Origin of the sequence: Kribbella sp. NBC_00382, from assembly GCF_036067295.1 — a bacterium.
In the GTDB taxonomy this organism is placed as follows: Bacteria; Actinomycetota; Actinomycetes; order Propionibacteriales; family Kribbellaceae; genus Kribbella.
Window position 1 is genome coordinate 2,908,513 of record NZ_CP107954.1, and the last position, 18,866, is coordinate 2,927,378.

Consider the following 18,866-nt stretch of genomic DNA (forward strand, 5'->3'; position numbering starts at 1 on the left):
CGTCAACCGGAGCGTGATTTCAAGCGTCTGTAGCAGGACGCGCAACAGCCGGCGAGACCCCTTCACAGGGTCCCGCCGGCTGTCGTCAGCTACCTCAGGCGGCGAACTGCCGCGCGTCCACCTGGGCCGGTTCCAGCGCCAGTTCCAGCACCTCACGGACATCGCTCACGGGGTGAACCGTCAGCTCCTTGAGCACCGACTCCGGCACGTCCTCCAGATCCGGCTCGTTCCGCTTCGGGATCAGGATCGTGGTCAGTCCGGCCCGGTGGGCGGCGAGCAGCTTCTGCTTCACGCCACCGATCGGGAGCACCCGTCCGGTCAGCGACACCTCACCGGTCATCGCGACCTCGGAGCGCACCGGCCGTCCCGACAGCAGCGACGCGAGCGCCGTCGTCATCGTGACACCAGCGGACGGACCATCCTTCGGTACCGCGCCAGCCGGCACGTGGATGTGGGTGTTCCGCTCGGCCAGATCGCCGACCGGCAGCCCCAACTCCGCACCGTGCGACCGCAGGTAGGACAACGCGATCTGCGCCGACTCCTTCATCACGTCGCCGAGCTGCCCCGTCAACGTGACCCCGGTCGGGCCGGTCTCCTTGTCCGCCAGCGACGCCTCGATGAAGAGCACGTCACCGCCGGCACCCGTCACTGCCAGTCCAGTGGCCACACCCGGCAGTGCAGTGCGCTCTGCTGAGTCCGGCGTGAACTTCGGTGATCCCAAGTAGCCCTTGAGGTCAGCGGCACTGATGGTCAGCGACCCCAGTTCCTCGCCCAGGGCGAGCTTGGCCGTCACCTTCCGCAGTACTCGGGCAATGGAGCGCTCGAGCTGCCGTACGCCGGCCTCGCGGGTGTACTCGCCGGCCAGCAACCGCAGGGCCGAGTCGTCGATGGCTACCTCTTCGACCGACAGACCGGCCCGGTCCAGCTGACGCGGGAGCAGGTGGTCGCGGGCGATGGTGACCTTCTCGTCCTCGGTGTAGCCGTCCAGCTGGACGAGCTCCATCCGGTCGAGCAGCGGTGCCGGGATCGAGTCGAGCACGTTCGCCGTGGCCAGGAACACCACGTCGGACAGGTCCAGCTCGACCTCCAGGTAGTGGTCCCGGAAGGTGTGGTTCTGCGCCGGGTCCAGGACCTCCAGCAGAGCAGCGGTCGGGTCACCCCGGTAGTCCGCACCCACCTTGTCGATCTCGTCCAGCAGTACGACGGGGTTCATCGAACCCGCCTCGGTGATCGCCCTGACGATCCGCCCGGGCAGTGCCCCGACGTACGTCCGGCGGTGACCGCGGATCTCGGCCTCGTCCCGTACGCCGCCCAGTGCGACCCGGACGAACTTACGGCCCATCGCACGCGCCACGGACTCACCCAGCGAGGTCTTACCCACACCAGGAGGACCCACTAGAGCCAGTACTGCGCCACTGCGGCGTCCACCGACCACACCCAGTCCGCGCTCAGCCCTGCGGCTGCGTACGGCCAGGTACTCGGTGATGCGCTCCTTGACGTCGTCCAGGCCCGCGTGGTCCGCGTCCAGGATCGCCCTGGCCCCGCGGAGGTCGTAGCCGTCCTCGGTCCGCTCGTTCCACGGCAGCTCGAGCACGGTGTCCAGCCAGGTGCGGATCCAGCCGACCTCGGGGGACTGCTCCGCCGTACGTTCCAGCTTGTCGACCTCGGTGAGCGCGGCCTTGCGGACGTGCTCGGGCAGGTCGGCGGCCTCGACGCGGGCGCGGTAGTCCTCTTCCTCGGACTCGGCCTTGCCGTCCAGCTCGGCCAGTTCCTTGCGGATCGCGGCCATCTGCTGGCGCAGCAGGAACTCCCGCTGCTGCTTCTCCATGCCCTCCTGGACGTCCTTCTGGATCGTCTCGGAGACCTCGAGCTCGGCCAAGTGGTCCTTGACCCAACCGATCAGCTTGGTCAGCCGCTCGGAGACGTCAGAGGTCTCCAGCAGCCAGCTCTTCTGCTCGTTGGTCAGGTAAGAGGCGTAGCCGGCCAGGTCGGACAGCTCCGCCGGGCTGGTCACCTGCTTCACCGAGTTGATGACCTGCCACGCCTCGCGGCGCTCCAACACGGTCGTCACCAGGGCCTTGTAGTCGCGGGCGAGGTCGCCCGACTTGCTGTCAGTGATCTCGTCCAGCACCGTCGCGCCGACCCACAGGGCCGCACCGGGACCAGTGGTCCCCGCGCCGATCAGGACCCGGGCGACACCCCGGATGACGGCTGCCTGGGCTCCGCCGGGCAACCTGCCGATCTGCTCTATCTCGCCGAGCGTCCCGGCCTTGGCATATTTTCCGTCCAGTCGCGGCACCAGGAGTACCTGGTCCGTGCCGGAAGCCTGTGCGGCATCGATGGCGGCGCGTGCCTCGGTGTCGGCCAACCGGACCGGCACGACCATTCCCGGCAGGACCACGACGTCGTCGAGCGGCAGTACAGGAAGATTCAACGTCTCAGTCACGCTGTCACACCCTCTGTTGAAGATTGAGTCTGACAGGCTCAACCATCGTCCCCACCAGGTCATTCCCGGGCCTTCCGGGCGTTCGCTGAGGGTGAAAAGGGTGACGTCAGGCGGTCAGCAGGTCACCGATCGCGCGCAGGCCGGACAGGTCGTGGACGTCGTCGGGCAGAGCCGGTACGTCGACGGTGGCGATCGAGCGGTGGCCGCGGCGGAACCGCTCGGCGCGTTTGCGGTCGCTGACCACCTGCTGCATGCGGTCGGCGTGCAACCGCAGTACAGCGGCCGTCAGCGGCGACTTGTCCTCTGACTCCAGCCGCTCGGCGGCCGCCAGGGCCTGCTCGGCGGACACCGATGGCACGTGGGTGGTCGTCACCCGGTTGAGGACGACGCCGGCCAGCGGCATGTTCTCCTCGCGGAGCCGCTCGGTGAAGTACGACGCTTCGCGCAGCGCATCGTTCTGCGGGGCCGCTACCACCAGGAACGCCGTGTGTGGCTCCCGGAGCAGCGCGACCGTCTTCGCAGCCCGGTCCCGGAACCCGCCGAAGAGCGTGTCGAAGGCGGCAGCGAAGGTCTGTACGTCGGTGAGCACCTGCGCGCCGAGGACCTTGTTCATCACCGACATCGCCAGGTTCACCCCGGCCGACATCAGCTTGAACGGACCTCTCGCGGGCGCAAGCAGTAACCGCAAGAAGCGCCCTTCCAGCAGTGAGGCCAGCCGCTCGGGAGCGTCCAGGAAGTCCAGTGCAGACCGCGACGGCGGCGTGTCCACGACGATCAGGTCCCACTCGCCGGTCCGCTCGGACTGCTTGTACAGCTGCCCGAGCTTCTCCATCGCCATGTACTCCTGGGTGCCGGCGAAGGACGACGAAAGCGCCACGTAGAAGGGGTTCGCGAGGATCTGATCGGCCTTCTCCGGCGTCGCGTGGGACAGCACGACGTCGTCGAACGTGCGCTTCATGTCGAGCATCATCGCGTCGAGCTTGCCGCCGTTCGCGGGGTCGACGTCGGCGACGGCGCGCGGCGTGTTGTCCAGCTCGGTCAGCCCGAGCGCCTGCGCCAGCCGCCGGGCCGGATCGATCGTCAGTACGACGACCTTCCGCCCCCGCTCCGCCGCTCGCAGTCCCAGCGCGGCAGCAGTCGTCGTCTTACCGACGCCACCGGATCCACACGTCACGATGATGCGAGTCCCCGGATCGTCAATCAGCGCGTCCAGATCCAGGGCCGTCACGAACGCAGCTCCTCGGCCAGGTCGAAGAGGGCGCCGTGGTCGATTCCGTCGGGCAGCAAGGCGAGTTCTGTCACTTTCTTGCCCAGGGCATCGATTCGGTCGCGGTTCTCGCGCTCCAGCCCGACCCGTACCGCGTGGTCGTGGGCCTCTTGCGCGAGTGCTGTGGTCAGGTCCTTGGTGGCGGTGATCCCGGCTGCCTTGAGTCCGCGGGTGAGCTCGGCGGCAGGCAGTTTCTCCTTCACCGCAAGGGCAAGCGCGTCATCGTCGAGCGGGCTGTGCCGGACCATGTTGACGACGATCGACCCGACTTTGAGATCCAGCGACTCGAGCTGCTCGACGGCGTCCAGAGTCTCCTGGACCGGCATCTCCTCGAGCAGGGTGACCAGGTGGATGCGGGTGACGTCCGAGCGCAGCATGCCCATGATGGCGTCCGCCTGATTGCGGATCGGGCCGACCTTGGCCAGCCCGGCGACTTCGTGGTTCACGTTGAGGAAGCGTCCGACCCGTCCGGTCGGCGGCGCATCCAGTACTACGGCGTCGTACGCGAGCCGTCCGTGGGCCTTCCGCCGGGTCGCCTCGTAGACCTTGCCGGTGAGCAGAACGTCCCGGAGGCCCGGGGCGATGGTGGTGACGAAGTCGACGGCGCCCACCTTGTCCAGCGCCTTCCCAGCACGGCCCAGGTGGTAGTACATGTCCAGGTACTCGAGCAGGGCCGCCTCGGCGTCCACTGCGAGCGCGTAGACCTCGCCCCCGGCCGGACCGACGGCGATGCGGCGTTCGACGTACGGGAGCGGCGGTACGTCGAAGAGCTGGGCGAGCCCCTGGCGGCCCTCGACCTCGACGAGCAGGACCCGCTTGCCCTGGTCGGCCAGCGCAAGCGCCATGGCGGCGGCGACCGTCGTCTTGCCGGTCCCGCCTTTGCCCGTGACCACATGCAGCCTCGCCATGATCCCCAGACTAGGTCGTGTGCCACAGCACGCTCTGCTCGACGCCCGTTAGAGTCCCTCCCATGAAGAAGTTCGAGTACTCCACAGTGCCCCTCCTGGTCCACGCGACCAAGGAGATCCTCGACAGCTGGGGGCAGGACGGTTGGGAGCTGGTCCAGGTCGTCCCGGGCCTCAACCCGGAGAACCTGGTCGCTTACCTGAAGCGGGAGATCACCCAGTCATGAGCCACCCCGAGGAGAAGCTGGCCGAGCTCGGCCTGAAGCTGCCCGAGGTCGCCAAGCCGGTTGCCGCGTACGTACCGGCCGTACGGACCGGCAATCTCGTCTACACGTCCGGTCAGCTGCCGCTGCGCGAGGGCACTCTGATCGCCACCGGCAAGGTCGGTGCCGAGGTCACGGCCGAGGTGGCCGCCGAGTGCGCCCAGCAGTGCGCGCTGAACGCGCTGGCTGCGGTCAAGGCGGAGATCGGCGACCTGGCGAACATCAAGCGGATCGTCAAGGCGGTCGCCTTCATCGCCTCTACCCCTGACTTCACCGGCCAGCCCCAGGTCGCCAACGGAGCCTCCGAGCTCTTCGGCCAGGTCTTCGGCGAAGCCGGCCAACACGCCCGCTCCGCCGTCGGCGTCCCGGTCCTCCCCCTGGACGCCCCGGTAGAGGTAGAACTCATCGTCGAGGTCAACTGACCTGTCGTCGCCACGGCGGCTGCACCCGCAGCCGCCGTGCCCGGCGCTGGCGGCTGCCGTGCGGGGCTCAGCGTGACCCTGCCAGCTGGCCTCACCAGCTCGGCCCCCGGCGGCTAGGCCTCGGCAGCTGCCCGCTTGTGGGTTTCCGGCGAAGCGCCGACGCTCTTACTGGAGGTGCGCATGGTTCGGGACCTGAAGTCCCACCTGATGTCCGGCCGGATGGCCGCCGAGGCGCTCTCGTTCATCCGCGAGGACCGCGCAGCGGTCGATCCCCGGCCCGCCTCGACTGTGATCCTCACGCGCGACACGACGACCGGCCCTGAGGTCTACCTGTTGCGTCGGCAGCAGAGCATGGCGTTTGCGGCGGGGATGACTGTCTTCCCCGGGGGCCGGGTCGATGCGACCGACTCTTCCATCGCGGACTCGTGGTCCGGGCCGTCCCCGGAGTGGTTCGGGGAACGGATGGGGTGCTCCGCGGAGGCGGCTGCGGCTTATGTGGCGGCTGCAGTGCGCGAGACCTTCGAGGAGTCCGGCGTCCTCCTGGCCGGCCCAGACGCTCAGTCGGTGGTCAGCGACACCACCGGCGACGACTGGGAGGCTGACCGGGTCGCGCTGGAAGGCAGGGCGCTCGGGTTCGCCGACTTCCTGCACAACCGAGGGCTGGTACTCCGGGCCGACCTGCTCGGCGTCTGGGCGCACTGGATCACCCCCGAGTTCGAGCCGCGACGCTACGACACCCGCTTCTTCGTCGCCGCGCTCCCGGCCGGCCAGGTCACCCGCGACGTGACCAGCGAGTCCGACCAGGTCGCCTGGATGCCCCCTGCCGAGGCAGTACGCGCAGTGGACGCCGGGGAGATGCTCATGCTCCCGCCCACCTACCTCTGCTGCAACGACTTGATCCCGTACGCCGCTGTGCCCGAAATCCTCGCTGCGTCGACCGACCGGGAGATCCGCCCGATCATGCCGACCGTGCGGATCGAGAACGACCAGGCCTACCTGGAGACGACATGACAGCCGAGCAGGTCACCGCCTACGCGTCGCGAGTACTTGCGGCGAACCCGGGTCCGATGACGCTGGAGGGCACCAACACCTGGATCCTCAGGGCCCCAGACGCCGACACTGCCGTCGTGGTGGACCCGGGGCCGATGCTGGTCGACCACCTGCAGGCTGTGCTCGACGCAGTCGCGGAGTACGGGTGCAGTGTCTCCACAGTGCTGCTCACCCACGGGCATTTCGACCACTCGGAGGGTGCTGCGTGGTTCGCCTCGCAGGCCAACGCTCCGGTGCGTTCGGTGGACCCTGCCTTCCGCATCCCCACTGACCACGCACATGGGCTCAACGAGGGCGACGTAATCACCTCGGGCGACCTGCGGATCGAAGTACTGCCGACTCCTGGCCACACGATGGACTCGGTCTGCTTCTGGCTCCCACAGGACGGCTCGCTGCTCACTGGCGACACGGTGCTCGGCCGCGGTACGTCGGTAGTCGCGCACCCCGACGGAGCGCTCGGCCCGTACCTGGAGTCGCTCGAAAGCCTCCGCGCCTTCGCCAACTCCCCAGCCGGCGTCGAGCGCCTCCTACCCGGCCACGGCCCGGTCATCACCGACCCGGGCGCAGTACTAACCCACTACCTCAACCACCGCAAAGAACGCCTCGACCAGGTCCGTACTGCAGTAGCTGACGGCTACACGACCCCCGAAGCGATCGTCCAACACGTCTACGCCGACGTCGACCCGATCCTCTGGCCAGCAGCCGAACGCTCAGTCCGAGCCCAGCTGGACTACCTCGACGACTAACGCGCGCGGCGTTGGAGGCGTTCTATGTCGAGGAGGACGACGGAGCGGGGTTCGAGGCGGACCCAGCCGCGGGAGGCGAAATCGGCGAGGGCCTTGTTGACTGTCTCGCGGGAGGCGCCGACCAGTTGGGCGAGCTCCTCCTGGGTCAGGTCGTGGTGCACGTGGACGCCGTCGTCAGCGGTACGGCCGAAGCGGCTGGCCAGGTCGAGCAGGGCCTTGGCCACGCGGCCGGGGACGTCGGAGAACACCAGGTCTGCCACGACGTCGGACACCTTGCGAAGGCGGGAGGCCAGCTGGAGCAGCAGGCCGCGGGCCACCTCGGGGCGGCCGGCCAGCCAGCGGAGCAGCTCGTCGTGGGTCAGCGCCATCAATGAGGCGTCGGTGACGGCCGTGACGGTCGACTGGCGCGGTCCCGGGTCGAACAGGGACAGCTCGCCGAACATCTGACCCGGCCCGAGCACGGCCAGCAGGTTCTCGCGGCCGTCGGCGGAGGTCCGGCCGAGCTTGACCTTGCCCTCGACGACGACGAACAGCCGGTCGCCGGAGTCGCCTTCGTGGAACAGCACCTGCCCGCGGCGTAGCCGGCTCTCGGTCATCGACGCGGTGAGCGCGTCGGCTGCCTCGTCGTCCAGCTGGCTGAACAGCGGTGCCTGTCGGAGCACTGCGGCGTCCACGAATGGGCCTCCTCGGACCTGAACTGCGACTTACGAGAGGGTCAGGACCCCCCTCGGCGCCGGGCGGATCGCACCCGGTCGCCCCAAAACCGTAGCTCCTCCTGTCCACCCACCGCCACGTAGGCCCGCCGGGACTCGCCGGAGCACCCTCCTGCAGACCCCTGCGCAGTGAAGATGAGGAATGCTCGATTGGCTGAGGAAGCGCCGCGCCCGTGCCCGTGCCGAGGCGGCGGAGGCTGCCCTGATCGAGCAGACGAGGCAGCTCGGAGCCCGGGCCAGAGGACTGGCCAAGCGGGGTCAGATCCGCGAGGCGGCCGGTGTGCTGAGCAACAGCGGCAACCCGCGGTCCGAGATCATGCTGGTCGGACTGCTCAAAGAGTTCGGCTACCCGGATCGGGCGATCACCATCGCGCAGTCCAGCGCCGACCCGGAGGTGCGCCGCATCCTGGACGGGCTCCTGCGGGAGCGCGGCGGCCGGCTCGCCCAGAGCTCGCTGCTCGCCACGCTGGACGGTACTCAGCAGGAGCTGACGGAGGAAGCCGGCCACCTCCTGGAGGGTGGGCTGATCGACGAGGCGATCGAGCTGCTGAAGGCGAGTCGGCTCCCGGCCGACCGGACCCGGCTGGAGGCCCTTCTCGGCGAGCTCCACCGCACTGACGAGCTCAGGGACCTGCCGCCCCGCCCGCTCCGCGCCGGTCTCCAGCGGGTCGGGCGGGAAAAGCTGAGGAGCGTGCCCGAACCCGCTGGTCCGGAGGTCGAGACAGGGCAGGAGGTGGTTGATGGGGCTCAGGTGGCCGAGGCGATCGCGGAGCTGGGAAGCGTGGCCGACCCTGCCCGGAAGAACGCAGCGGGCCGGATCATCGACCGTCTGATCGGGCAACGGCGGATCGGCACGGCCATCGCGTTTGCCACGGTCCTGCTCAACGCCGGTGACGAATGGGCGGAGGCCTGGATTCCCCGGCCGCCGCTGGCACGGATCGGCGGGCGGGAGGTCACCCATCGGCAACTGCTGATCGCCGAGACGGTCACCGCCATCCGGAAGCTCCTGGACGGCTGCTCCGCCGGTTAAGTACGCAGTACGAGGGTGAGAATGGCCGACGTCGACTACGCCGCGTACTGCGATCTCCGGCTCGCCCTGCTCGCTCCGGACCGGGCCGAGCTCGCAGTAGCTTGCTGGACTGTCTATACGGACACGGCCCGGTACTTCGGGGACGACCCGCCCACTGAGGCCGAGACCAAGCTGCAGCCGGAAGGTACTGCGATCACGGACCTGGCGGAGACCGTCAGGTTCATCGACGACCTGGCCTACGAGCTCAAAGCCCGCGACCTCCCGCGCCCCCACGGCCGGCACCTCGCCATCACGATCCCCATCCGGTGACGTCCAAACTCACCCCGTACTTCCGTCGGCATCGGCGAGCCAGTTGCCGTGGAAGCCGTACGGGACCCGAACCGGCAAGTGGATGGTCGCGACCGGCGGTGCGGCCAGCTCGGTGGCGTCGACGATGACGAGATCGCTGGTACCGGTGGCCGCGTCGTGAACGTACGTCATCAGCCAGCCGTCGCCACCGGGCCGATCGTCAGCAGGTGCGAAGGCGGCCTCGCCAGGTGTACGACCCGGCCCGAACTCGTGTGAGCTGACCACGCCGTCCCGCAGGTCGTACCGAAGCAGCGCACTGGCTCCGGCCGGATGCGCGACCGTCGCCTGCCCGTGCCGGGAATCCAACCCGGCAAGGCGATCGTCGATCCGCGGGAACTCGGCCGCCCGGTCGTCGAGCTGCTCTTCTCGCACGAGGCCGGCCGTCAGGTCGATGGTCCAGCGCCACAGCGTCGCCTCGTGGTTCCGGCCGTCCTTCCTGAACAGCTCCGGATAACGCATGACATGCAGGACGATTTGCTCGTGCCCGTCCGGCCCGACCTGGTCGTGAGCGTTGAGAGTGTGGAAGACGTAACACGGATCGATCGAGAACCAGCGAACAGCGCCGTGCGGGTCATCGCGTCGCAGTACGCCGAGCCGCGCGCCGTACCCGTCGTTCCAACGGAACGGCATCCCGGCACCCGACCGCACCGTCTCCAGGTCGAAGACCACCGGCAGGTCCATGAAGGCGACATGGCCGGCGGACAGGTGGAAGTCGTGGTTCATGGTCGCGGCGGGAACGTCGATCGGGCGGCTGATCACGAGCTCGCCAGTCGCGTCCGCGCGGTGGTAGGTCAGGTACGGGGCGGTCAGGCTGTAGCCGAAGAAGTGCAGTTCGCCCGTGGTGGGACAGGTCTTCGGATGCGCGGTCATTGCCGTGCGCAACTTGCCGTCGAAGTCGTACGACCCGACCGTGTCCAGTTCGTTGGTGAGCTCGTACGGATACGAGGACTCGACCAGCGCCAGGGTGCGCCCGGCGTGCCGGACGACGTGCGTGTTGGCCGTCCCCGCCGTCAGGTCCAGGTTTCCCTCGGTGTCGTTGACCTTGGCGCCTGCGGTGAAGGTCGAGGTACGGACCCAGCGGTTGCGGTACGACACCGCCCGGCCGGCTTCGAGTCGTACGCCATGGACCATGCCGTCGCCGAAGAACCAGTGGCCCGAGGCGGCGTCGTGCGGATTCGGTCCGTTGCGGAGGTACCAGCCGGAGAGTGCGGGCGGGATCTGGCCGGTCACCGGCAGGTCGTACGCCGTGAGTTCCTGCTCGACCGGCGCGTAGTTGCCGGCCAGGTGCGGTGCGGGTGCGGTGGTCATCGCGAGGCGCGGAGGGTAGCGGCCTTGGCCTGGATGTGGGCCACGTAGCGAAGGGTGAAGACCATCGGTACGACGAACCCGGCGACCTGTACTACGGTCCGCCCGACCGACCCAGAATGCGCCAGCACCACGAGCGCGCCGGCCGCCAAGGCGAAGCAGACGGTCCATACGGCCGTGATGATGACGTTGGTGCGGACGAAGAGCGGCTGGGCCCAGTACTCACGCGGAGTGGTCTGCTTGGCGATGCCCAGTGTGAAGGGCTTGCGAATGGCCAGCGAGATCCCGGCGATGACGGCCAGCGTGCCGGACGAGAGGGCCGCCGCGTACGGGTGCAGTCCGCTGTCCGGGCTGGTGAACGCCACCGCCGTGATGAAGGCGAAGAAGATCGCCGAGCCGATCTCGATGATCAGCGCGTCGAGCGTGCGGCCGGCCCGGATCTGCTGGGCGACCAGGCCGACGGAGAGGACCAGAGCGATCAGTGCCGCCCAGTTCCAGTGCGCCGACGGGATGAGCGCGTAGACGATCCACGGGGCGAAGGTCCGGAGGTAGGACATGAGCGGGTGCTCCCTGGTTGATGAGCTTCCAAATCTGACATGTCAAAAGTAGAAGGTCTGATCTGGACATGTCAAGAGTGGAAGGTAAGCTGTGGACATGAGCCTGCGACACGCCCTGCTCGGACTGCTGGTCGATCATCCGGCCAGCGGCTACGACCTGCTGAAGGCCTTCGACACCTCACTCGCCAACGTCTGGCCGGCCACTCAGAGCCAGATCTACGGCGAGCTCACCAAACTCGCCGACGCCGGCCTGATCGTCGTCTCGGAGCAAGGCCCGCGCGGCCGCAAGGAGTACACGCTGGCCGACACCGGCCTGGCCGAGCTCCGGCACTGGCTGACCGAGACCGAGCCGCAGCGAACCACCCGCAGCGACGTCCTGCTCCGGGTGTTCTTCCTGGGTGTGCTCACTCCCCAGCAAGCCCGCGACTACCTGGCCGGCCAGGCGGTCCACGCCGCCGAGCTGCACGCGAAACTCAAGGCGCTCGATGACGCGGTCGACTGGGACGACGAGGACCTGTCCGTCTACGGCCGGATCGCGCTGGAGTACGGCCAGCGCTTCACCGCGATGCAGCAGGAGTGGGCCGAGTGGGCCCGCACCCAGGTCAAGACCAGGTGAAGGCCGGGTGAGGGCCCACTCGGGTCAGAGCAGCAGGAGATGCGATCCCCAGTTGTAGACCCGGGAGGACGAATCAGTGGAACCGATGTAGTTGGTGGTGGTCACATCGGCCTCGTTGCCCGCCGAGCCTCGGAGCCAGGTGGTTTCTTCGTACTTCGAGACGTTGTAGCTGTACTTCCCGACCACCTGGATGCAGGTGGTCCAGATATAGGTGTCAGCCCTCAGGGGGATGGTGCGCGATCCCCATTCGTCCCACCGGTCGACGAAGATCGACCAGTAGTAGTTGCCTTTGGCAAGGTGAATGGTGCGCTGGGCACAGACCTGCGGAGAACCCACTGGCGCGTTCCAGGTCAGGTAGGTGTTCTTGGACAGATAGGCCCCGTCGTCGGCGAACGCCGGCACGGTAGAGGTGGCGAGACCGGTCACCGTCGTGATCAAGGCGATGGCGGTCAGGAACTTGCGGCGGATGAGCATGCGACGAGTCTGCGGCCCGTACGGAGCCGGGGACAGAGACGTGCTCACCTTCTTGGTTGTGAAGATCTCATGCGTGCTGACGAGTCTCGTGAAAGGGGACGCGGCGTGATCCGGGTACTGCTGGCCGACGACATGAAACTGTTCCGGGCCGCCCTGAGGAACCTGCTCGAGCAGCACGACTTCGAGGTCGTCGCCGAGATCTACTGCGGTGACCTGATCGTGCCGACCGCGCTCGAACTGCGCCCGGACGTCGCCGTGATCGACATCGAGATGCCCGGTCAGGACGGTTTGGCTGCCGCCGCGGCGCTACGTGCGGAGCTTCCCGAATGCCGGACCCTGATCCTGACCGCCTCGGCCAGCCCCGCGAACCTGCACCGGGCGCTGAGTGCGCAAGCGGCCGGTTTTCTGAGCAAGGACGTCTCACCCGGCGCTCTCGCCGAAGCGATCAGGAAGGTCGCCGCGGGATTCCAGGTGGTCGATCCGCAGGTCGCCGCCGCGGCCCTCCGGCTGCCTCCCAACCCGCTGACGCCTCGCGAGGCCGACGTACTGCGGCTGTCTGCCGGTGGCTCGGCGGCGGGGCAGATCGCGGCGGACCTGTTCATCTCCACCGCCACGGTCCGGAACTATCTCAGCTCGATCGTGGCCAAGCTGCATGCCCGTACCCAGCTGGACGCCGTCCGGATCGCCGTCGACGCGGGCTGGATCTGACCGACAGGGCCGCCGCCGGAATCTGTAGGTGGACGGACGTAGGCTGGCCTTTATGCCGACCCAGCGTGTCGAGGCCCTGGCCTCTGTGGAACCCCCGATCAAGCTGCCGCGGAAGGCTCCGGTCTTCGTCGACGAGACCTCCACCCAGCTGGTGCGGCGGGCCCGCAAGATGCACAAGGTGCTGACCGACACCTACCCGGACGCTCACTGCGAGCTCGACTTCACCACACCGCTCGAGCTGTTGGTCGCCACCATCCTGTCGGCCCAGACCACCGACGTCACGGTGAACAAGGTGACCCCGACGCTGTTCGCGAAGTACCCGGACGCGATCGCGTACGCCGAGGCCGATCGCGAGGAGATGGAGGCGATCCTCAAGCCGACCGGCTTCTTCCGGGCCAAGACGAACAGCCTGCTCAAGCTCGGTCAGGCCCTCGTCGACGACTACGACGGCATCGTGCCGAACAAGCTGGAGGAGCTGGTCAAGCTCCCCGGTACCGGCCGGAAGACGGCGAACGTCGTGCTGGGCAACGCTTTCGGCATCCCCGGGATCACCGTCGACACGCATTTCGGCCGGCTGGTCCGCCGGTTCGGCTGGACCACCGAGGAGGACCCGGTCAAGGTCGAGCACATCATCGGCGACCTGTTCCCGAAGAAGGACTGGACGATGCTGTCGCACCGGCTGATCTTCCACGGCCGCCGTCGCTGCCACGCCAAGAAGCCGGCCTGCGGCGCCTGTCCGATCGCGCAGTGGTGCCCGTCGTACGGCACCGGCCCGACCGACCCCGACCTGGCCGCGAAACTGGTGAAGACCCCAGCGTGAGCAAGCCATCCAGCCCCCGTACTACGTTCCGCCGCGCCGCTCTGATCGGCGCCGTGGCGGCGTTCGGGTTGCTGGTGGCTGCGTGTGGCGACCAAAAAGCAGAGGTCAAACCACAGGCCGATGCAACCGTCGCCGGCGCCGATCAGTTGGCGCCCTGCCCGAGTGTCGAGTCCCGACCGCCGGTGGCCAACGCGCTGCCGGATGTCAGCCTGCCCTGTCTCGGCGACGGCCCCGACATCCGCCTGAGCAACCTTCGCGGCCCCTTGCTGGTCAACGTATGGGCCCAGTGGTGCGGACCGTGCCGCAAGGAAGCGCCGTACCTGGCTGAGCTCCATGTCAAAGCGGGGGACAAGGTCAAGATGATCGGCATCGACTACATCGACACCCGCCCCGACCTGGCGGTGAGGTTCGCGGTCGAACAGAAGTGGGACTACCCGCATGTGGCCGACCGGGACAAGCAGATCCAGCAGGGACTCAAGATCGGCGGGCCGCCGTTGACCGCCTTCGTCGACGCGAAGGGCGCGGTCGTCTACGTGCACCGCGCGCCGTTCACATCCCAGCAGGAGCTGGATCAGCTGGTACGCGAGAAGCTGGGAGTGACCTGGTGAGGACCAGTACGACGTACGACGTGGAGCTGCCCGAGTTCCTGCAACAGTTGCGCTCGGCATCCAAAGAGGTCGACCCCAAGGAGTTGTCGCGCTTCCTGCCGCCCGAGGACGACCCGGGCGTGCGCGGTTCGGCGGTACTGATTCTGCTTGCCGACGGCAACGATGCCGACGGCCCCGATGTGCTGTTGACCGAGCGGGCCTGGACGTTGCGCAGCCACGCCGGCCAGATGGCGTTCCCGGGCGGCCGCGTCGATCCTGAGGACGGTACCGGCGTCGAGGGACTGATCCGTACCGCCCTCCGCGAGGCCGAGGAGGAGACCGGCCTCGACCCGACCGGTGTCGAGGTGTTCGCCGTCTGGCCGTCACTGTGGGTGCCGGTGAGCAACTTCGCCGTCTCGCCGGTGCTCGGCTGGTGGCGGGAGCCGTCGCCGGTCGCGGTGGTCGATCTGGCCGAGGTCGCCTCGGTGCACCGGGTGGCGATCGGGGCGCTGGCCGACCCCGCCAACCGGATCAGCTGCCTGCATCCGTCCGGATTCACCGGCCCGGCCTTCACTGTGGGTGACCTCTATATCTGGGGTTTCACGGCGGGTCTGCTCGACAAGTTACTGAAACTCGGCGGCTGGGCGCGCGACTGGGACCCCGGCCACGTCGTACCGTTGCCCGACCGACTGGTCGAGGCGGCCTGGCGGCGTGAGGGGCGACGGCCGGAGGACGTTCGACGGCTGACCGCCATCGAGCACGACCTGGGGCGTCCGGAGGGTGTGGAGTGAGCGGTCTCGATATCGCGCTGCTGGTGGTGACCGCGCTGGTGGCGATCTCGGGTTATGTCGAGGGTTTCGTCCTCGGCGCCTGCGCCACGCTCGGGCTGCTGGCCGGCGCGGCGATCGGCGTGTACGGCGTACCGAGGGTGCTGGACAACTTCCAGCCCAGCGTCGAGGTGTCCTTCGCGGCGCTCGTCCTGGTCGTGCTGCTGGCCTCGATCGGGCGGACCGTCGGAGCGCTGCTCGGCTCCAGATTGCGCAACAAGATCTCCTGGAAGCCGGTGAAGGCCGTCGACGCGCTGGGCGGCGCGGTGCTGGCCGCGGCGTCCGTGCTGGTCGTCTCGTGGGTGCTCGGTGTCGCCGTCAGCGGTGCCCGGATCCCGAGCGTGACGTCCGCGGTGCGTGGCTCGCAGGTGCTGGCCAAGGTCGACGAGGCGCTGCCGGGTGGCGCCGACAATGCGCTGCAGGCGTTCAACGACGTGGTGAACACCGATCTGTTCCCGCGCTTCCTCGACCCGTTCGTACCGGAGCGGATCCGCGAGACGCAGCCTCCGGACGGCGCGATCTCCCGCAACCCGACGGTGAAGCTGGCGTACAGCCGGATCGCCAAGGTGACCGGCGTCGCGAACTGCTCGCGCGGCCTCGAGGGCAGCGGTTTCGTCTACGCCCCGCAACGGGTGATGACGAACGCGCACGTGGTGGCCGGCGTCAGCTCGCCGAAGGTGGAGGTCAACGGCCACTCGTACGACGCCACGGTCGTGCTCTTCGACTCGAGCGTCGACATCGCCGTGCTGTACGTCCCTGAGCTCAACATCAAGCCGCTCGCCTTCGACAACGACGGCAAGGCGGACGCGTCCGCGGTCGTGCTCGGCTACCCGGAGAACGGGCCGTTCGACTCCGAGCCGGCCAGGATCCGTTCCGAGGAGCGGTTGCGCGGGCCGGACATCTACGGCGACAAGACGGTGACCCGGCGGGCCTTCTCCATCTGGGCCCAGGTCCGCCCGGGCAACTCCGGTGGCCCACTGCTCTCCTCGAAGGGCACCGTGTACGGCGTGGTCTTCGCGGCCTCGGTCGAGGACAACCGCACCGGGTACGTTCTGACCGCCGAGCAGGTCTCGGAAGATGCCGCGGCCGGTGCCAAGGCGACCCAGGAAGTCTCCACGCACAGCTGCACCTGATCAAGCTGCAACAGATCGGGTCACCCAGGGCGTTGGAAGGGTGTGACGATTACGGGCGGGGACACTGAGCGGCTCTCGTTCGACGAGCTGGTGGTGTCGAGCGAGCGCCGTTTGCTGCGCCTTGCCCTGATGCTGTCCGGTGGGGTGCACAGCGCTGAGGACCTGGTCCAGACGGTACTGGCGCGAGCACACCGCCGCTGGGACACGATCAGCGTGCTGGACAAGCCGGACGCGTACCTGAGCAAGATGGTCGTCAACGAGTTCTTGAGCTGGCGCCGCCGGCTCAAGAACCAGGAGCTACCACTCGCCGACCTCCCCGAGACCCCGGCCGCCGACGACATCAGCATCCGCCACGCCCAGCGAGACGCCGCCTGGCGCCTCCTCGCGGACCTCCCGCGCCAGCAACGCGCAGTACTGGTGCTGCGCTTCTACGAGGACCTCCCCGACGACGAGATCGCCGCCATCCTCGGCTGCTCCCCGGTCACCGTCCGCTCGAACGCCTCCCGCGGCCTGGCCAACCTGCGCGCCAACCTCCCGACCTCCGACAAGGACAGTTGAAATGCCCAAGCTCACGGACGAAGAGGTCGGCCAACTCCTCCGCGAAACCTTTACAGAAAAGGAAGAACTACTAAACCACTTGCCGGAAGCAACCACACCTCCGGTACGCCGGAAAGCCCCGGTACTCCTCGCCGCGGCGGCCGTTCTCGTCGTCTTCGCCGGAATCGCTGTGGCTACAGGTCTCGAGAGAGGGCCGAACACCCAGCCCGTTGCTCAGAGCCCAGCACCGCCGATGCAAACGGTGCCGGTCGGCAAGGTCGAGCCCAAACACTTCAATCCTGGGAGTGCGTACCTCGCCGGTGTCGCGATCGCTGAACTGACCAAGTGGGAGCGTCCGGCCGGTGGATGGCCCGTCGTCAGGGTGCTCGACGCGTCCTACTCACAGGCGAGCTCTCCGACCGAGGCAGGAGGTAAGGGCACCCCGTTGAGCAAGCGCGACCAGGCCTCTATCGCGGGTTCCGCGGGAGTGCCGATCGAGTGGGTGCAGAGCCGTCCAACCGGACCCGATGTCTGCGATCAAGCGAACGGGACGCCGTACGTCACGCTCGGACCAGTGGTCTTCAACGAGAGCCGGTCGTCGGCCACCATCGGGATGAGCATGTGGCGGGGTTGTCTGGATGCGCAGTGGCTGACCTACCGGCTCGTGCCGATTATCACCCCGGCCAGCAATGTCTATGAGAGCAGCGTGCGTAGCTGGAAGGTCGCAGGGACCGTCGGGCCGGTCGCCGTCTCATAGGGTCTGGAGCCACTCCAGCAGGAGCTCGTTGAACAGGTCCGGCGTCTCCTCGTGGGGGAAGTGGCCGGCGGTAGTCAGCACCTCGTACTGCAACGGCCCCGCCAACAGCTCAGCCGGCGTGGTCGAGCTCGCGGGGCTAACCGCCCCGTCCAGCGCCCCATGCACCTGCAGAACCGGCACCTCCACCGGCGAGCGCATGCGAGCGGAGTACCGGCGTCCATCCGACCGCAGCCGCGACCGTACGAACCACCGGTGGTACTCCAGAGCGCAGTGAGGCGCCGGCCAGACCTGCAGCGCAGCCCGGTACCGCCGAGACGCCTCAGCGTCAGGGAAAGCCCCACCCGGCGCAGACCACGAGCGGAGCAGTTGCTCGATGTGGATGCCGTCATGGGCGAGCAGCCGCCGCTCCGGCAGGATCGGCAGCTGGAACCAGCCCACCTGCGCCACCGACCGCAGTTGCCCCGACCGCATCAACTGCAGCGGGTGTGGAGCCGACACAGCCGCCAGTGCCCGCACCTGCTTAGACGCGAGCACAGCGGCCGACCACGCAACGAACCCGCCCCACCCATGCCCAACCACCACCGCATCGGTCGCCCCCAACGACCTGATGACCCCCGAGACGTCCGCAGAGACAGTGAAGGGGTCATACCCCCGCGGCGTCTTGTCGCTGGCCCCATAGCCACGCAGGTCCATCGCGACGGCTCTGTACCCAGCAGCGGCGACTACCGGCAGCTGATGCCGCCAGGCCCACCAGAACTCGGGGAAGCCGTGCAGGAAGAGCACCAGGGGATCGTCCGCCGCGCCACACTCGGCCACGTGGAACCTCGCCCCGTTGGCCGCCACCAGCGAATGCGACCACGGCCCGTCGACGAGTAGGTCGGATACCCCAGCCGGGCTCAGTGGTCAGCGCCAGCCGGTCGGCGGGATGCTGACCACTAGTTGCCCTTGCCGATCGCCTTGAGCGCCTCGACGGACTCCTTCGAGGTCTCGATCGCGCGCTCCGGGCCCTTCGCCTTGCCGAGCAGCCGCTTGCCGACCAGGACCAGCGCGGCCGCGATCAACAGGTAGAGCACGGCAACGATCAGGAAGGCCAGCGCCGGGTGCAGGCCGAGCGCGTTCACGCCGTACGCCGCGGCGATGGACAGCAGGATGATCGCGAGCAGCGCCAGGAAGCCGGCGGCCCCGAACAGGCCCGCGCCGGTACCGGCCTTGACGGCGGTCGACTTCAGCTCGGTCTTGGCGAGCTCGAGCTCGCTGCGCACCAGGCTGGACAGATCCTTGCTGGCATTGGCGACGAGCTGCCCGACAGTGGGCTCATCCTCGGTCTGCCCCATCGACATGGCGCTCCTTCCACG

General features: G+C 68.3%; 23 protein-coding genes. 14 read left to right on the forward strand and 9 right to left on the reverse strand.

Translation table 11 applies throughout. The features are described 5' to 3' along the window. Positions 1–94 precede the first annotated feature (94 nt). From lon to OHA70_RS14325, 3 genes are all read right to left on the reverse strand, one after another. Positions 95–2,446, reverse strand: coding sequence for an endopeptidase La (gene lon / locus OHA70_RS14315; RefSeq protein WP_328332570.1), 2,352 nt, complete (start codon positions 2,444–2,446; stop codon positions 95–97). A gap of 106 nt (positions 2,447–2,552) precedes the next feature. Beyond that, entirely contained in the window at positions 2,553–3,674 is a 1,122-nt protein-coding gene (locus OHA70_RS14320) for an ArsA family ATPase (protein WP_328332572.1), read from the reverse strand. Beyond that, on the reverse strand, positions 3,671–4,621 hold the full coding sequence (locus tag OHA70_RS14325; RefSeq protein ID WP_328332574.1) for an ArsA-related P-loop ATPase: 951 nt from the start codon (positions 4,619–4,621) through the stop codon (positions 3,671–3,673). Before OHA70_RS14325 ends, OHA70_RS14320 begins: the two co-directional genes overlap by 4 nt. A 62-nt stretch (positions 4,622–4,683) precedes the next feature. Here OHA70_RS14325 and OHA70_RS14330 point away from each other — a divergent pair, with 62 nt between their 5' ends. The 4 genes from OHA70_RS14330 (at position 4,684) to OHA70_RS14345 (ending at position 7,099) form a co-directional block, all read left to right on the forward strand. Continuing rightward, positions 4,684–4,845, forward strand: a complete 162-nt coding sequence (locus tag OHA70_RS14330; RefSeq protein ID WP_203590847.1) for a DUF4177 domain-containing protein — start codon at positions 4,684–4,686, stop codon at positions 4,843–4,845. Further along, positions 4,842–5,303 carry a RidA family protein gene (locus OHA70_RS14335; protein WP_328332580.1) on the forward strand — a complete coding sequence of 154 codons (462 nt, stop codon included), beginning with the start codon at positions 4,842–4,844 and terminating at the stop codon, positions 5,301–5,303. Before OHA70_RS14330 ends, OHA70_RS14335 begins: the two co-directional genes overlap by 4 nt. Positions 5,304–5,483: 180 nt before the next feature. Next, positions 5,484–6,314, forward strand: a complete 831-nt coding sequence (locus OHA70_RS14340; RefSeq protein ID WP_328332582.1) for an NUDIX hydrolase — start codon at positions 5,484–5,486, stop codon at positions 6,312–6,314. Beyond that, the gene (locus tag OHA70_RS14345) at positions 6,311–7,099 is read left to right on the forward strand and encodes an MBL fold metallo-hydrolase (protein ID WP_328332584.1); all 789 of its coding nucleotides are present in this window, start codon (positions 6,311–6,313) and stop codon (positions 7,097–7,099) included. The genes OHA70_RS14340 and OHA70_RS14345 overlap by 4 nt, the downstream gene beginning before the upstream one ends. On the opposite strand, the gene OHA70_RS14350 is transcribed toward OHA70_RS14345, so the two are convergent. After that, positions 7,096–7,773, reverse strand: coding sequence for a Crp/Fnr family transcriptional regulator (locus tag OHA70_RS14350; RefSeq protein WP_328332586.1), 678 nt, complete (start codon positions 7,771–7,773; stop codon positions 7,096–7,098). The genes OHA70_RS14345 and OHA70_RS14350 overlap by 4 nt on opposite strands. A 181-nt stretch (positions 7,774–7,954) precedes the next feature. Between OHA70_RS14350 and OHA70_RS14355 the strand changes: the two genes are divergently transcribed. Together OHA70_RS14355 and OHA70_RS14360 are read left to right on the forward strand one after the other, a co-directional pair. After that, complete coding sequence (locus tag OHA70_RS14355) at positions 7,955–8,842, forward strand: hypothetical protein (RefSeq protein ID WP_328332588.1); 888 nt, start codon at positions 7,955–7,957, stop codon at positions 8,840–8,842. Between the two features lie 21 nt (positions 8,843–8,863). Next, the gene (locus tag OHA70_RS14360; RefSeq protein ID WP_328332590.1) at positions 8,864–9,151 is read left to right on the forward strand and encodes a hypothetical protein; all 288 of its coding nucleotides are present in this window, start codon (positions 8,864–8,866) and stop codon (positions 9,149–9,151) included. A 9-nt stretch (positions 9,152–9,160) separates the two neighbouring features. Here the strand turns inward: OHA70_RS14360 and OHA70_RS14365 are convergent, their stop codons facing one another. After that, the gene (locus OHA70_RS14365; protein ID WP_328332592.1) at positions 9,161–10,498 is read right to left on the reverse strand and encodes a carotenoid oxygenase family protein; all 1,338 of its coding nucleotides are present in this window, start codon (positions 10,496–10,498) and stop codon (positions 9,161–9,163) included. Next, a complete protein-coding gene (locus OHA70_RS14370; protein ID WP_328332594.1) occupies positions 10,495–11,052 on the reverse strand; it encodes a hypothetical protein in 558 nt (185 codons plus the stop codon). The genes OHA70_RS14365 and OHA70_RS14370 overlap by 4 nt, the downstream gene beginning before the upstream one ends. 97 nt (positions 11,053–11,149) lie before the next feature. Here OHA70_RS14370 and OHA70_RS14375 point away from each other — a divergent pair, with 97 nt between their 5' ends. Further along, positions 11,150–11,668, forward strand: a complete 519-nt coding sequence (locus OHA70_RS14375; RefSeq protein ID WP_328332596.1) for a PadR family transcriptional regulator — start codon at positions 11,150–11,152, stop codon at positions 11,666–11,668. Between the two features lie 24 nt (positions 11,669–11,692). On the opposite strand, the gene OHA70_RS14380 is transcribed toward OHA70_RS14375, so the two are convergent. Then, positions 11,693–12,142 carry a hypothetical protein gene (locus OHA70_RS14380; protein ID WP_328332598.1) on the reverse strand — a complete coding sequence of 150 codons (450 nt, stop codon included), beginning with the start codon at positions 12,140–12,142 and terminating at the stop codon, positions 11,693–11,695. Positions 12,143–12,211: 69 nt separating this feature from the next. On the opposite strand from OHA70_RS14380, the gene OHA70_RS14385 reads away from it, so the two are divergent. The 7 genes from OHA70_RS14385 to OHA70_RS14415 are packed head-to-tail and all read left to right on the forward strand — an operon-like array spanning position 12,212 to position 17,511. Beyond that, on the forward strand, positions 12,212–12,850 hold the full coding sequence (locus tag OHA70_RS14385; protein WP_328332600.1) for a response regulator transcription factor: 639 nt from the start codon (positions 12,212–12,214) through the stop codon (positions 12,848–12,850). 52 nt (positions 12,851–12,902) lie between these two features. Continuing rightward, the gene (gene nth, locus OHA70_RS14390; protein WP_328332602.1) at positions 12,903–13,670 is read left to right on the forward strand and encodes an endonuclease III; all 768 of its coding nucleotides are present in this window, start codon (positions 12,903–12,905) and stop codon (positions 13,668–13,670) included. Beyond that, on the forward strand, positions 13,667–14,278 hold the full coding sequence (locus OHA70_RS14395) for a TlpA family protein disulfide reductase (protein WP_328332604.1): 612 nt from the start codon (positions 13,667–13,669) through the stop codon (positions 14,276–14,278). The genes nth and OHA70_RS14395 overlap by 4 nt, the downstream gene beginning before the upstream one ends. Then, positions 14,275–15,048: an NUDIX hydrolase gene (locus tag OHA70_RS14400; RefSeq protein ID WP_328332606.1), complete on the forward strand. Its 774-nt coding sequence runs from the start codon at positions 14,275–14,277 to the stop codon at positions 15,046–15,048. Before OHA70_RS14395 ends, OHA70_RS14400 begins: the two co-directional genes overlap by 4 nt. After that, complete coding sequence (locus tag OHA70_RS14405) at positions 15,045–16,217, forward strand: MarP family serine protease (RefSeq protein WP_328332608.1); 1,173 nt, start codon at positions 15,045–15,047, stop codon at positions 16,215–16,217. Before OHA70_RS14400 ends, OHA70_RS14405 begins: the two co-directional genes overlap by 4 nt. 42 nt (positions 16,218–16,259) lie before the next feature. Next, positions 16,260–16,775: a SigE family RNA polymerase sigma factor gene (locus tag OHA70_RS14410; RefSeq protein WP_328332610.1), complete on the forward strand. Its 516-nt coding sequence runs from the start codon at positions 16,260–16,262 to the stop codon at positions 16,773–16,775. A gap of 1 nt (position 16,776) precedes the next feature. After that, entirely contained in the window at positions 16,777–17,511 is a 735-nt protein-coding gene (locus OHA70_RS14415; protein WP_328332613.1) for a hypothetical protein, read from the forward strand. Here the strand turns inward: OHA70_RS14415 and OHA70_RS14420 are convergent. After that, positions 17,506–18,354, reverse strand: coding sequence for an alpha/beta fold hydrolase (locus OHA70_RS14420; protein WP_328332615.1), 849 nt, complete (start codon positions 18,352–18,354; stop codon positions 17,506–17,508). The genes OHA70_RS14415 and OHA70_RS14420 overlap by 6 nt on opposite strands. A gap of 92 nt (positions 18,355–18,446) precedes the next feature. Continuing rightward, entirely contained in the window at positions 18,447–18,845 is a 399-nt protein-coding gene (locus OHA70_RS14425; protein ID WP_328332617.1) for a phage holin family protein, read from the reverse strand. Positions 18,846–18,866: the final 21 nt, after the last annotated feature.